Genomic DNA, 13,149 nt, shown 5'->3' on the forward strand with positions numbered 1-13,149 from the left:
GTCGGACAAGCAAGCATCAGCAACCGCCGCCGGCTTAACCGCATCAAGCGACGAAAAGGGCAGCACGGAATTTGAGAGAGGGGCTAACTAGCGTCATGAGCAAGCTGTGGGGCGGCCGGTTTACGAAGAAGACCGACCAGCTGGTAGAGGAATATACGGCGTCAATCACGTTCGACAAGGAGCTGGCCGAGGAGGATATCCAGGGCAGTCTCGCGCACGTGACGATGCTGGGACGCTGCGGCATCCTGCCGCAGGAGGACGTCGAGACGATCAAGGCCGGCCTGCTGAAGGTGCAGCAGCGCATTCGCAGCGGGGAGCAGGAGTTCCTGATCGCGGACGAAGACATTCACATGAACATCGAGAAGGCGCTGATCGAGGAGATCGGCCCCGTCGGCGGCAAGCTGCACACCGGCCGCAGCCGCAACGACCAAGTTGCGACCGACATGCACCTGTACCTGCGCAAGCGCGTCGTCGAATTCGTCGGCCTGCTGTCCAAGCTGCAGGAGGCGCTGATCGGCCAGGCGAAGGCCAACCTCGACACGATCGTGCCTGGCTACACGCATTTGCAGCGCGCGCAACCGATTCTGTTCGCCCATCACCTGATGGCGTACGTGTCCATGTTCGGCCGCGACATCGAGCGCCTGCAGGACAGCTACAAACGCATCGACGCGCTGCCGCTCGGCGCGGGCGCGCTCGCGGGCACGACGTTCGCGATCGACCGCTTGTACACGGCGGAGCTGCTGAACTTCGGCCGCGTCTATGAAAACAGCCTCGACGCCGTCAGCGACCGCGACTTTATCGTCGAGTTTCTGGCCGGCGCCTCGCTCATCATGACGCATCTGTCGCGTCTGAGCGAGGAGCTCATCCTTTGGTCGAGCACGGAGTTCCAGTTCGTCGAGCTAGACGACGCGTTCTGCACGGGCTCGAGCATCATGCCGCAAAAGAAAAACCCCGACGTGCCGGAGCTCGTGCGCGGCAAGACGGGACGCGTCTACGGCAACCTCGTCGGCCTGCTGACCGTGCTGAAGTCGCTGCCGCTCGCGTACAACAAGGACATGCAGGAAGACAAGGAAGGCATGTTCGACACCGTCAAGACGCTGCAAGGCGCGCTCCAGCTGTTCGCGCCGATGATCGCGACGATGAAGGTGCGCAAGGACAAGATGCGCCGCGCCGTCGACCAGGACTTCTCCAACGCGACCGACATCGCTGACTTCCTGGTAAACAAGGGACTGCCGTTCCGCCAGGCGCACGAAGTCATCGGCAAGACGGTGCTGTACTGCATCCAGCAGAACAAGTTCCTGCTTGATCTTACGTTGGACGAGTTTAAGCAGTTCTCCGAGCTGTTCGACGACCGCATTTACGAGACGCTGAAGCCGGAGACCGTCGTCGCCGCGCGCAACGTTTACGGCGGCACGGCCGCGAACCAGGTAAACGATGCGATCGGTCGCGCGGAGGCCGCGCTGGCGCAGACGCAAGCCTGGACGGACGAGTACGCCGAGAAAAGCCGCTAGGCTTAGCGGCAGACGAGTCGCGAAAGCGAGCCTAGCTATAACTTTCGACCGGCCGATACGCAGCATCGTTTCCCGTCAATGTCGGCGCCCTCGGAGGCGCAGCGTTGGCGGGTCTTTTTTTGCATGGAACTTCTGGCCGCTTGGATTCAACCGCTTTGCGACTGCAGTTGCTGTGCGGCGTCCAGCGAGCGGAGCACGGAACTTGCTCGGAAAAGCTTGCGGCGCCTATACTTTGGAATAAGGAAAGCTTCGTTGGCATACGCCGGCGAGGGAGGAGCGTGTAGAGATGGAAGACCAGCTGCAGCGCAAGTCGCTCGGCGACTTTCTTAAATCCCGCAGGGCGAGCTTGTCGCCGCAAACGTTCGGATTCCGCGACGGATTCAGCCGCCGGCGTACGCCGGGCCTGCGCAGGGAAGAAGTCGCTCAGCTCGCCGGCGTCAGCCTGACCTGGTACACATGGCTCGAGCAGGGCAGAGAGATGTCCGCCTCGCACGAGGTGCTCGAGAGTATCGGCAACGCCCTTCGGCTCACGTCGGCCGAGCGCCAGTACCTGCACCGGCTGAACGGGCGCCAAGCCCCGCAGGTCGCGCCGGAAGCGTCTCCGCTCACCGAAGCGTTTCTCGAGATGGTACGGACGATGCCTTACCCGTTTTTCGTGATCGATCCGCGCAACAGGCTCATCGCCTGGAACGCGCTCGCCTGCGAGCTGGTCATGGACTTCGCCGCGATTCCCGCAGAAGAACGGGTCATGCTGAAGCTGATCTTCCTCCATCCGGCGTTCCGGGAACGCGTCGTGAACTGGGAGCAATCGACGAAGCTTGCGCTCGCTTACTATCGCAAGCATTACGATCTCATCGCGGATCAGGGCTGGTATACGGAACTCGTCTCCGAGCTGCGGGCGCGGAGCGAGCCGTTCGCCGACTGGTGGGTCAAACACGAAGTGGGGGAGAAGAACGGCATGCGCGTCGACATCGCCCATCCGGCGCTCGGCCTGCTTCGATTCGAGGTCGTCACCTTCGGCCAGATCAACGATCTCGAGGCGTACATGTGCTGCATGTACGTTCCGCTTCCCGGCTCGGGCACGGCGGAAAAGCTGGCGGATCTGAAACTGTAGCTGACTGTAATTGTCTGGCATTGCGCGATTAACGATCATGCTGCTCGCATGATTCGCGCTCTACGCTTCGCCCAAGGCGCATCGAGCGCCTTGGGTTTTTTGGCGTTTTCGCGGTGCATTCCCTTATACGCCGCCGCTTCGATCCTGTTAGCGATCATAATAGCTTAACTAAAATCTGGCTGGCCGCCGGACGCGCGCGTAAAGTAGGGACCAAGGCAATCGCCGCACCGAAATACAAACCAAAAGGAGCGAATGATGATGCAAGCATTCGTCGTAGAACAAACGGGAGAACATCGGATCATGAGGCTGCAGGAAGGACCGAGCCCGGAGGCGCTGCCGGGGAAATTGACCATCGATGTCGTCTATGCCGGCGTCGGCATGATCGACTCGCTGCTCAGCCGGGGTTACCTCGGACTGCAGACGCCGTTTGTGCCCGGGCTCGAGGTGTCCGGCTACGTGCGGGCGATCGGCGAAGGCGTCGAGGGCTTCAGGATCGGCCAGCCGGTCGTCGCGTTGACGCTGACCGAGCTGGGCGGCTACGCTTCGGTCGTCGCCGCGCGGCCCGAATTGACGGTGCCGTTGGACGGGCCGCTAGAGGGCCTCGGTATGGAACGGGCGGCCGCGCTCGCCGTTAACGCCGCCACGGCGTATCTGGCGGTGAAGAAAGTCGCGCAAGTGGAGCCCGGGCAACATGTGCTCGTACACGGCGCGCTTGGCGGGCTGGGCAGCCTGGTCGGACAGGTCGCAAGACGGCAAGGCGCGGCTCTCGTGCTTGGCACGGTAGGCAGTGCCGCCAAACGGGATGCAGCCAGCGGGGAGATAAAGCTGTTGCTGCGCGGCGAGTTCGCGGAAGAGACGCTGCGGCTGACCGGCGGCAAAGGCGTGCACCATGTGTTCGACCCTGTTGGAGGCGTGACCAGAACGCGCAGCTTCGAAACGCTTCAGCCGCTCGGGCGCCTCATCCTGCTCGGTAATGCCAGCGACGAAGCGGATACGGAGCTGCGGCTGAACGAGGCTTGGCTCGGCAACCGGGCTGCGCTGGGCCTGAACATCGGCGCCTACGCGGCGTTTGCGCCGGACGCTGTCGGGGAGGCGATGTATCAGGCGCTGGCGATGGCTGCGCGAGGCGAGCTTGAGGCCGACATCTATGGCGTGTATCCGATGGCGCAGGCCGAACGGGCAATCGGACTGCTGGAACAAGGGGGCACGACGGGCAAGCTTCTTCTTCGAATCTGACCGGAAGGAGGCCGGTCGTTGAAGGGCTAACCGAATAGAGCTTGGGTTTTGGGCTTCAAGCCGACACTTTAAACCCCCAGCTTCGCCCGCATAAAATCGATAAAAGCCGCCGCCTGGCGAACCGGCTCATCCTCCTTGCGATACGCGAGGCAGATCCGGCGGACGCTGACCTTGCCGGGCAGCTCCCGCAGCACGAGCTCGCCGGACAGCTCCTCCCGGCGCGCGCTGCGCCGCGGCAGGATGCCGATCCCCATGCCGTGCTTGACCGCTTCCTTGATCGTCTCGATCGCGCCGAGCTCCATCCGGATTTGCCAACTCAAGCCGTTTTCCGCCGCCCATCGTTCGGACAGTCTGCGCGAGGTCGAGCCGCCCTCGTGTACGAGGAACGGCTGTCCCTGCAGGTCCTCGATCGCGATCTCGCCCGCGGCCAGCGGGTGAAAGGGCGCGAACGCCAGCGTCAGCGGATCCTCGCCGAGCGGAATGACGTTGAGCCCGGGATAGGGTTCCTCGGACAAAGAGACGACGGCGACGTCGACCTCGAAGCTTGCGAGCAGGGCGAGCGCGTCTCCGGCCTGCTTGACGGTCAGCGTAGGCAGCGCCAGCGGGTACTGCATCTGGAACTCGGCCAGATAAGCGGGCAGAAAGTAGGTGGCCGGCGTATAGCTGGCGCCGATCTTCAGCTTGCCGCGGCCTTGCTCGCGGTAGTCGCTCATCAGCTGCGAGGCTTCGTCCAGCAGCGCCGAGATTTTGGCGGCATAAGGGAGCAGCGCTTCGCCCGCATCGGTCAGGCGCACGCGTCCGGCTTGCTTGCGGAACAGCGAGATGCCGGCCGACTGCTCCAGCTTCTGCATGTGAAAGGTGACGGTAGGCTGCTTTAAGCCAAGGGCGGAGGCGACCTCCGTCAGGCTGCGGCCGTCCGCGGCCTGCAGGAAAATTCGCAGTTGTTGGGGATTCATGGAGCGTTCGCCCTCACTTCATCGTCGGATATGCGCTACAGCAAATATAGATTTTATCTATGATTTTATCAATATACATAGAGGATATTTAACTTCGATTTGTTATCCGCTTTACGCCATGCTGACAAACCCCCCTTAAAGTGAAGTTATCACGAACGATTACGAGGGGGATATCGAAAAATGAATCTCATGCAGCACCGCAAGCTCGCAGCCCTGGCGCTGATCGGCTTGTCCTTGACCGCAGCCGGTTGCGGCAATGCGAACAACAATAACTCGGGCACCGCTGCTGCCACGGCTTCGGACACTGCCGCGCCTTCGTCCGCGGCGGCATCGCCATCTGTGAGCGCGGAAGCGTCGCCGTCCGAAAGCGCGAGCGCATCGACGCCAGCCGGCAACGGGGAGACGCTGACGGTTTACCTTAATGACTTCGACACGATCGTCAAGCCGATGTTCGAAGCCCAAACCGGATACAAACTCAACATCGTCAGCGGCAACGGCGCGGAGATCATGTCCCGTATCGAAGCCGAAAAGGGCAATCCCCACTGGGACGTCGTCTGGATGGACGCGATGCCTTCGATCGAGGGACTGGGCAAGGCAGGGCAACTGCTGGAAGGCTGGGAGCCGACTGCCGCTGCGGGTCTGACGGACTTTGCCAAGAGTTTCGTACCTGCGAACAAAGCGTACTACCCGACCGGCGCTCATGCCGCTGGCGTAATCGTCTACAACACGAAGTCGTTTGGCGCGGCCGATGCGCCTAAGAGCTGGTCGGATCTCGCCGACGCGAAGTTCAAGGGCACCGTCGGCATGGCGGACCCCGCGGTAGCCGCTCCGGCTTATCCGTTCGTGTCGTGGTTCTTCCAGGACAAGGGGATCGAAGGCGGCCAATCTTACTTTGACGGCGTGTTGAAAAACGGCGCGCACGTGTATCCGAAAAACCCGAACGTCGCCAAAGCGCTTACGGGCGGCGAGATCAAGGTCGCGGCGCTGCAGGAGAGCAACGCGTATACGCTTAAGAACGACGGCGAGCCGATCGAGATCGTCTGGCCGGAAGAAGGCGCGCCGGCTTCGGTACGCGTAGCGGCGATCCAGAAGAACAGCGAGCATCAAGACGCGGCCAAGGCATTCGTCGAGTTCCTGCTCGATCCCAAGACGCAGCAAGCGCTGATCGATCAAGGCGACGAGAGCTACTTCGAGCCAAGCGTCACGGGCGTGACGGCGAAGGCGGACCGCAACCCGAACGCCAAGCTTGTCGCGGCGGACGCGTCGTGGGCGTCGGAGCATGAAGCGGAGATCAAGAAGTGGTTCGCCGATCGCTCGGTGAAATAAAAATGCGCTTTACGATTTTCGCTCACGGAAGCAGGACGGGCTGGCTGGTGCTGGCCCTTCTTGTGTTGCTGATCATGCTGCCGCTTGCCGCGGTCGTCCTTCAGGTGCTGCTGCCGGGCTTCTTCTTCGGCAGCCGCCAGATCGGCGACCTCTCTTTGCTAGGCGAGATGTTCCGACGTCCGCTCTGGTACTTGTCGCTCAAAAACACGTTGGTTCTCGGCCTCGGCACGACGGCGCTCGGAACCGCGATCGGCGCGGCGCTCGCTACGGCGCGGTCCCGCTGGTCGTTCCCGGGCGCGCGGCTGCTCGACGGCGCGGTATGGCTGCTGATCGTGACGCCGTCCTTCATCCTCGCGCAGGGCTGGGTCATGTTCGCTTCGTCGGACGGACTCGCCGCGTCCTGGTTCGGCTGGCATTGGGTTCACGACGCCGTCTTTACGCCTGCCGGTCTGATTACGGTTATGTCCTTAAGCAAATTTCCGTTCGCCTATCTGGCCGTCTTTTCCGCGCTGGAATGGAAGATGGACCGCCTGGGCGAAGCCGGCCGCTTGAGCGGCGGCAGCGCCTGGACCGTGTGGCGGACGATCGAGGCGCCGTTGCTGCTGCCGGCCTATTGCTCGGGGGCGCTGCTCGTCTTCATGGACACCGTCGGCGATTTCGGCTTGCCGGCTTCCATCGCGGCCGTATTCCGCTTCCCGACGCTGCCTTATTCGATCTACTCGGCGCTGTACACCTCGCCGATCCGGTTCGATATGGCTGGCGTGCTGTCCTTCTATCTCGTCGTGCTGATCGCGCTGGCGATGAGCGTGCAGTTCTGGGCGTTGCGCCGGGCGCGCTTCGACTTCCTCGGCGGCAGGGCAACGCGGGCCAAGGCCGAGCGGCCGCGCAAGGGCGCTTGGCTGCTGGCGGGAAGCAACCTTATCCTGCTGGCCATCGCGGTGGGCATTCCCTTAGGCGCCAACTTGCTGACGTCGATCACCCGTCCCGGCAAGTCCGGCGGTTCGGCGTTCACGCTGGATCACTACCGGGAGCTCTTCGTCGAAGGCGGACAGTTGACGGACGCGCTGCTGCATTCGCTCTCGATCGCGGCGTTCGCCGCCATCGTCGGCCTGTTCGTCGGCTTGCTCGTCGCCTACGTGCTGACCTATTCGAAATTCAAGCTGAAGCGGGCGATCGACGTCATCTCGCTTATCTCGCTGGCGGTTCCGGGCGTCGTGCTCGGCATCGGCTACATCTTTATCTGGAACCAAGCCTGGCTAGAGCGCATCGGGCTGCTGCTCTACGGCAAGCCGGCCATTCTCGTGCTGGCAGGCGTCGCTGGCGCCATTCCCGTCATCACCCGGATCGTGACGGGGGCGATGGCCAAGGTGCCGCAGGGGCTGCTGTCGGCGGCGCAAATGCAAGGCGCCTCGTTCTCGCGCAGGGTGCGGACGATATTGCTGCCGCTGCTGCGCGGCGCGCTGCTCTCCGCCGCGCTGGCAGCGTTCGGGGCGAGCGTCTTCGACCTGGCGATGACGTCGATCCTGTTTCCGCCTAACTTCATGACGCTGCCCGTCGTCATCAACAAGGCGTTCGAGGACCTGAACTTCGGCTACGCCGCCGCCGCGACATTGACCGGCGGGACCGCGGTCGTCGCATTGATCCTCCTCGTGGAGCGATTGTTCAAACCGAAGGAAGCAAGGAGGCCAAGCCGTTGAATCCAATCTTAGAGATCCGTCAGCTTCACAAGTCCTACGGGGGCCAGCCTGCGCTTCGGGGCATCGACTTCAGCGTCTCCCGCGGGCAGATCATCAGCGTGCTCGGACCGTCCGGCTGCGGCAAGTCCACGCTGCTGCAGCTCATCGCCGGCCTGCAGCAGCCCGACGGGGGCGAGGTGCGGCTGCGCGGCGAGGCCGTGTCCACGGCTTCGAAGCTCGTGCCGCCCGAGAAGCGGGGCATCAACATGGTGTTTCAAGACTACGCGCTCTGGCCGCATATGAGCGTTTACGACAACATTTCGTACGGTTTGAAAAGAAAGAAGGCAGCGTCCGCCGACATTCGAACCAAGGTCGAGGAGCTGCTGCGTCTGCTGCATTTGGAGCCGTTCGCAGGCCGCTTGCCCGCGCAGCTCTCGGGCGGACAGCAGCAGCGCGTGGCGATTGCGCGCGCCTTGGCGACGCAGCCCGACCTGCTGCTGCTCGACGAGCCGATGTCCAATCTCGACATGCGGCTTCGCATCGAGATGCGGACGGAGCTGTCTTACCTGCTGCGCAAGCTGGGGACGACCGTGTTCCATGTGACCCACGATCCCGAAGAGGCGTTCGCGATGGCGGATCGGCTCGTCATCATGCGCAGCGGCGGCATCGACCAGATCGACAGCCCCGAGGCTTGCTATCGCCGGCCAGCCACGGCGTCCGTCGCGTCGCTGCTCGGCGCGGGCAACCGGATCGCGGGGCCGATCGCCGAGGGCGAGGCGAGGTCCGCCATACGACTGGAAGGCGCCCTCGTCGCCGGCCGGACAGCGTCCGATTGGAGCGCCCGCCGTCCGTCAGGGCCGGCGATCGCACTGTTTCGCCCGGATGCCGCCGCCTGGGAGACCGTGAATGTCGGGGCAGCCGATCCGAGCGAGGAAGTTGCCGCAGGGGCGGAGGCCGGTACGGCCGGCTCCAGAACCGCTTCGGCCTACAACCGGCTGGCCGCGCGGATCGCGCACAGCGCCTTCGAAGGCAACCGCTGGCGCGTGCTGGCGGAGACCGGAACCGGCGAGATGCTTTCTTTATTCCATCATGAGCCTCTGAAGGCGGGCACGCGCGGCTGGCTGCGTTTCCTCGTCGAAGAGACCTACTTGTACCCGGCGGACGCCGGCAGCGAAAGGTAGAAGAATGGACATGACCCGCATACTTGTCATCTCGGATATTCACGGCCAAGCGGCGGCGCTGCATTCGCTTCTGCAAATGGCCGAATACGCGCCGGGCAAGGATCGCCTGTACCTGCTGGGGGACTTCATCAACCGGGAGCGGGAGAGCTGGCCCGCGCTCAGGGAAGCGATGGCGCTGGTCCGGGAGGGCGCGCGCGCCGTGCTCGGCAATATGGAGCGGTGGCTGCTCGACGCGTCCGGTCGGGGCGAAGGCCTGCCGGCGGATGCGGAGGAGCTGCGATTCCTGAACGAGACGCCCTTGTACTGGCAGGAGGAAGGCTTCCTGTTCGCCCATGCAGGCATCCGTCCGGGATTGCCGCCAGACAAGCAAAGCGCCGCGGATTTGACCGAGATCCGCGGCGAGTTTTGGGCGGACGGCGGCCCGCTTCCTTATACGGTCGTCTTCGGCCATACGCCGACCTTCAAGCTCGGCGCGCCGGCAGGCGAGCTGTGGTTGGGCCGGGACCGGATCGGGATCGACACGGGCGCGAAGCATGGCTGCCGACTCACGCTCGTCGACCTGACCAACCGGATGGCTTATTCCTGCGGCATAAAGCAGGGGCGCCAGCAGAGCGATTGTCGCCTGTCTTCCTGGGAGCCGAAGTGAACCAACGATCCAAGCCGCCGGAAGCCAGGCGGCTTTTTCGCGTTCCCCATTACATCGGCTCTGCCGGCGTCCGGCCCTGCGGCGAAGGCTGCGGCTGCTCCGAACGCCCCGCCCGCGAATCCGCGGGATGCACGGCGACGATCGTGTCCTGCGCACGGTAGGTAGAGCGGTTCAGCTTGCTTCGAACGTGGAGTTGGCCGTCTACATACTTCAAGCGGTAGGTGTCCACGACCGCGCCTGATTTTCCAGCCTGCAGAAGACGAGACATGCCGACCGGGACATCCGCGTCTTGCCTGTACACGGTCCGGGGCAGGAGATCCTTTACGCGGACCGTTTCCAGCTCGTACCTGACGTTGTCCGCCATCGTGCCGAACAGCTTGACTGTGAGCCGTTTGTCGCGAACCGCGGCTTTGATCAATAGCCGTTTGCCCGTGTCGTTGCGAAAACGGAAATTGATATAGCCCTCCGCGAAGGTCGCGTCCATGCCCTGCGGCAGGTAATTCACCGGGAGCGAGTGGTTGTGCCGCTCGACGATCTTGAGATCCGAGGCGCGCAGGACGGCATTGTAAAGCGTGCTGGAGACCTGGCAGATGCCGCCGCCGATGCCCGGCACGAGCTTGCCTTTCAGGATGACCGGTGCCTCCCGGTAGCCGTAAACCCGCCGCGCTTCGGCGACGACGGCGCCGTAGTCGAACGTCTCGCCCGGCATAAGCATCGTACCGTCCAAGGCGTCGGCAGTGGCCTCGACGTTATGGACGCGGCCTTCGCCGCTCGCCGCGAAGGAGGTGGAGAACTCGGCGATCTTGCGCGCGATTCCCTGCGCCTGAAGCGACGCCTGCGTAATCTCGGGCGTAACTTGGATGACGGGCACTCGCAATTCAATCGACAACGGCTCGCCTGCGGAAGGCGGCGCTTCGTTTAATGACTTGGGCGCATAATTCTTAAATGCAGCCAGCAGCCGGGAAATGTCGAGCGTCTCGCCCGGCGTTTCGGGCGAATAGACGACCTGATCGTACGCGTCGATCGTTCGAACAGCATCAACCGGCTGCTTTTCCGCGAGCGGTCCCCACATCGCTTCCGCTTTTTCCGCGAACGTCTCCTCGTCCCAGACGGTTTCGATCGAAAAGCGCTTCGCGATCGCCCGCCCGGCTGACCGGCGTTTCAGCCAACCGGCGTCCCGATATCGCTCGATCGCTCGGAGAGCTTCCTCTGCGTTCAGCTGGAGCCCAAGCTCGCGCCAAGTCGGTCTCTCTTCTAAGGCTTCCACACGTCCGGTAACCAGCCTCACGCGCCCGTCGAGCGCGGCTTCGATCCGCGCCTGTACCTTGGCGATCGCGGCATCCGCGCTTAAGCCGCTTAGATCCAAGCTGCCTGCCGCGACACCGTCCGGCAGCGCGCGAGGACGCCGTTCGGCGTGTTTCGCCGTCTCTTTTACGGCAACGTCGTCGGCATCAGCTCTCCGAAAGGCCGATTCTACTATGGCGATTCGCGCATCGCCGACGCTAAAGTCTAACGGCTGCATATAGCCATTTGTCGAGCCTGCGGCCCCCGCATGCCCCGTTACCGCCGCCCCGGCGCTCACGCCGATCATCGCGAGGAACGCTGCCGCGATCCGTACGATCCGTTTGTCCATTTTCGGAATACCTCCCTCCGCGAACGCATGTGTCCCATAGGATTCCCTTCAGATTAAAAATTTCTCAAAATAACGAAAATCGACAAAAATGCACGCCGAAATAGGCGCGAATCCGCGTCCGGCAGCCAGATAAAGCTCGACAAATAAAGGATTTGCCGGCAAGATGTCGAAGTACCATTAGTCTGCGGAACTTTAGCCTTTCGACGGGAAGCGTCTCCCTGAACGTATATATGCATCGGCTGCCCAACAATGAAACAGGATGTGATCGCGTGATCGAAATGCACGACATATGGAAGACCTATCCGGACGGCACGCCCGCCCTGCAAGGCATAAACATCGTGATCGACCGCAACGAGTTCGTCTATGTCGTCGGCCCGTCCGGCGCCGGCAAGTCGACGTTCATGAAGCTGATCTATCGCGAGGAAGTGCCGACCAAGGGCCAGCTGTCCGTCAACGGATTCAATATAGGCAAGCTGAAGCAACGCAAGATTCCGTACGTGCGCCGCAATATCGGCGTCGTATTCCAAGATTTCCGCCTGCTCCCCAAGCTATCCGTTTACGAAAACGTCGCCTTCGCGATGGAAGTCGTCGAATCGCCGAAAAGGCAGATTCGCCGCCGCACGATGGAAGTGCTGGAACTCGTCGGGCTCAAGCACAAGGCGAGCAGCCTGCCCGCACAGCTGTCCGGCGGCGAGCAGCAGCGCGTCGCGATCGCCAGAGCCATCGTGAACAGCCCCTCCGTCATCGTGGCGGACGAGCCTACCGGCAACCTCGATCCCGAGACCTCCTGGGGGATCATGAAGCTGCTTGAAGAGATCAATTTCCGCGGCACCACCATCGTCATGGCCACCCACAACAAAGAAATCGTCAACACCCTCCGCAAGCGGGTCATCGCGATCGAACGGGGCACCATCGTGCGGGACCAGCAGAGAGGGGAATACGGCTATGAAGTTTAGCACCCTCGTGCGCCATATCCGCGAAGGTGTCAAGAACGTCTTCCGCAACGGCTGGATGTCGTTCGCTTCGATCGGATCGATCGTCGTGTCGCTGTTCGTGCTGGGCGTGTTCATGCTCCTCGCGCTCAACGTGAACCAATGGGCCGACCAATTCGACAGCCAGGTTCAAGTCAACGTATACCTCGAGTCGGATATCGGACAATCCAAGATCGACGAGCTGAAGACGCGTATCGGCAACATCGCTGAGGTCAAGCAGGTGACTTTCGTCTCCAAGGAAGCGGGGCTCGAGAAGCTCCGCGAGGACTTGGACGAGGACGTAAAGGGCGCGCTCGACGGCTATAAGGACTCGAATCCGCTCCCGGATTCGTTCGAGGTCGAACTGTTCGACGCCCAGCAGGTATCATACGTGGCCAAGCAGATTCTGGCGTTTAACGAGACGGACGCGGACAAGCCGATCATTAGCGTCAAGTACGGACAAGGCTACGTCGAAAAGCTGTTCCGAATCACGAACGCCGTGCGCAACGTCGGTCTCGTCGTCGTCGCCGGACTTGCGGTCATGGCGATGTTCCTCATTTCTACGACGATCAAGATGACGATCCTGGCGCGCCGCAGAGAGATCGGCATCATGAAGCTCGTCGGCGCCACGAACAATTTTATCCGCTGGCCTTTCTTTATCGAAGGAATCATCATCGGCTTGGCGGGCTCCGGCATTACGACGGCGCTGCTATTGTACGGTTATTCCGAATTGATCGCATCGACGCATTACAACATGGGCCTCATGATGATCGAGGTCGTCGACATGAACAAAGTCGGCTGGCTGGTCGGCGGCTCGCTCGTCGCGCTCGGCACTTTGATCGGCGTCTGGGGCAGCGTCGTTTCGGTTCGCAAGCATTTGAAGGTGTAGCTCTTGCCGT

11 protein-coding genes are annotated in these 13,149 nt (G+C 62.4%); 9 read left to right on the plus strand and 2 right to left on the minus strand.

Features of this window, described 5'->3' with window-relative positions; genetic code table 11:
- The first annotated feature begins 95 nt into the window (after positions 1-95).
- The 3 genes from argH (at position 96) to BM235_RS21490 (ending at position 3,861) form a co-directional block, all read left to right on the plus strand.
- Positions 96-1,511, plus strand: a complete 1,416-nt coding sequence (gene argH, locus BM235_RS21480; protein WP_090116286.1) for an argininosuccinate lyase — start codon at positions 96-98, stop codon at positions 1,509-1,511.
- 286 nt (positions 1,512-1,797) lie between these two features.
- Positions 1,798-2,625, plus strand: a complete 828-nt coding sequence (locus BM235_RS21485) for a helix-turn-helix transcriptional regulator (protein ID WP_090116287.1) — start codon at positions 1,798-1,800, stop codon at positions 2,623-2,625.
- Between the two features lie 258 nt (positions 2,626-2,883).
- Positions 2,884-3,861 (plus strand): zinc-binding dehydrogenase, encoded by a 978-nt coding sequence (locus tag BM235_RS21490; RefSeq protein ID WP_090116288.1) that lies wholly within the window; start codon positions 2,884-2,886, stop codon positions 3,859-3,861.
- A 68-nt stretch (positions 3,862-3,929) separates the two neighbouring features.
- Here the strand turns inward: BM235_RS21490 and BM235_RS21495 are convergent, their stop codons facing one another.
- On the minus strand, positions 3,930-4,817 hold the full coding sequence (locus BM235_RS21495) for a LysR family transcriptional regulator (RefSeq protein WP_090116289.1): 888 nt from the start codon (positions 4,815-4,817) through the stop codon (positions 3,930-3,932).
- 180 nt (positions 4,818-4,997) lie between these two features.
- Here BM235_RS21495 and BM235_RS21500 point away from each other — a divergent pair, with 180 nt between their 5' ends.
- Genes BM235_RS21500 through BM235_RS21515 form a run of 4 tightly spaced genes read left to right on the plus strand, consistent with a single transcriptional unit; the run spans position 4,998 to position 9,646 of the window.
- Positions 4,998-6,143: an ABC transporter substrate-binding protein gene (locus BM235_RS21500; protein ID WP_090116290.1), complete on the plus strand. Its 1,146-nt coding sequence runs from the start codon at positions 4,998-5,000 to the stop codon at positions 6,141-6,143.
- Positions 6,144-6,145: 2 nt separating this feature from the next.
- Positions 6,146-7,840, plus strand: a complete 1,695-nt coding sequence (locus BM235_RS21505; RefSeq protein ID WP_090116291.1) for an ABC transporter permease — start codon at positions 6,146-6,148, stop codon at positions 7,838-7,840.
- Positions 7,837-9,000 carry an ABC transporter ATP-binding protein gene (locus tag BM235_RS21510; RefSeq protein ID WP_090116292.1) on the plus strand — a complete coding sequence of 388 codons (1,164 nt, stop codon included), beginning with the start codon at positions 7,837-7,839 and terminating at the stop codon, positions 8,998-9,000. The genes BM235_RS21505 and BM235_RS21510 overlap by 4 nt, the downstream gene beginning before the upstream one ends.
- A gap of 10 nt (positions 9,001-9,010) precedes the next feature.
- The gene (locus BM235_RS21515; protein WP_158543762.1) at positions 9,011-9,646 is read left to right on the plus strand and encodes a metallophosphoesterase; all 636 of its coding nucleotides are present in this window, start codon (positions 9,011-9,013) and stop codon (positions 9,644-9,646) included.
- 49 nt (positions 9,647-9,695) lie between these two features.
- Here BM235_RS21515 and BM235_RS21520 read toward each other — a convergent pair whose 3' ends face one another.
- A complete protein-coding gene (locus BM235_RS21520) occupies positions 9,696-11,279 on the minus strand; it encodes a VanW family protein (RefSeq protein ID WP_090116294.1) in 1,584 nt (527 codons plus the stop codon).
- A gap of 269 nt (positions 11,280-11,548) precedes the next feature.
- On the opposite strand from BM235_RS21520, the gene ftsE reads away from it, so the two are divergent.
- The gene (gene ftsE, locus BM235_RS21525; protein ID WP_090116295.1) at positions 11,549-12,235 is read left to right on the plus strand and encodes a cell division ATP-binding protein FtsE; all 687 of its coding nucleotides are present in this window, start codon (positions 11,549-11,551) and stop codon (positions 12,233-12,235) included.
- Positions 12,225-13,139, plus strand: a complete 915-nt coding sequence (gene ftsX, locus BM235_RS21530; RefSeq protein ID WP_090116296.1) for a permease-like cell division protein FtsX — start codon at positions 12,225-12,227, stop codon at positions 13,137-13,139. Before ftsE ends, ftsX begins: the two co-directional genes overlap by 11 nt.
- Positions 13,140-13,149: the final 10 nt, after the last annotated feature.

Origin of the sequence: Cohnella sp. OV330 (assembly GCF_900112065.1) — a bacterium.
Classification (GTDB): domain Bacteria; phylum Bacillota; class Bacilli; order Paenibacillales; family Paenibacillaceae; genus Cohnella.

What these genes read in the sequence shown, in the direction of transcription:
- argH (WP_090116286.1), top strand. Translation starts at nt 96, where the DNA reads ATGAGCAAGCTGTGGGGCGGCCGGTTTACGAAGAAGACCGACCAGCTG.
- BM235_RS21485 (WP_090116287.1), top strand. Translation starts at nt 1,798, where the DNA reads ATGGAAGACCAGCTGCAGCGCAAGTCGCTCGGCGACTTTCTTAAATCC.
- BM235_RS21490 (WP_090116288.1), top strand. Translation starts at nt 2,884, where the DNA reads ATGCAAGCATTCGTCGTAGAACAAACGGGAGAACATCGGATCATGAGG.
- BM235_RS21495 (WP_090116289.1), bottom strand. Translation starts at nt 4,817, where the DNA reads ATGAATCCCCAACAACTGCGAATTTTCCTGCAGGCCGCGGACGGCCGC.
- BM235_RS21500 (WP_090116290.1), top strand. Translation starts at nt 4,998, where the DNA reads ATGAATCTCATGCAGCACCGCAAGCTCGCAGCCCTGGCGCTGATCGGC.
- BM235_RS21505 (WP_090116291.1), top strand. Translation starts at nt 6,146, where the DNA reads ATGCGCTTTACGATTTTCGCTCACGGAAGCAGGACGGGCTGGCTGGTG.
- BM235_RS21515 (WP_158543762.1), top strand. Translation starts at nt 9,011, where the DNA reads ATGACCCGCATACTTGTCATCTCGGATATTCACGGCCAAGCGGCGGCG.
- BM235_RS21520 (WP_090116294.1), bottom strand. Translation starts at nt 11,279, where the DNA reads ATGGACAAACGGATCGTACGGATCGCGGCAGCGTTCCTCGCGATGATC.
- ftsX (WP_090116296.1), top strand. Translation starts at nt 12,225, where the DNA reads ATGAAGTTTAGCACCCTCGTGCGCCATATCCGCGAAGGTGTCAAGAAC.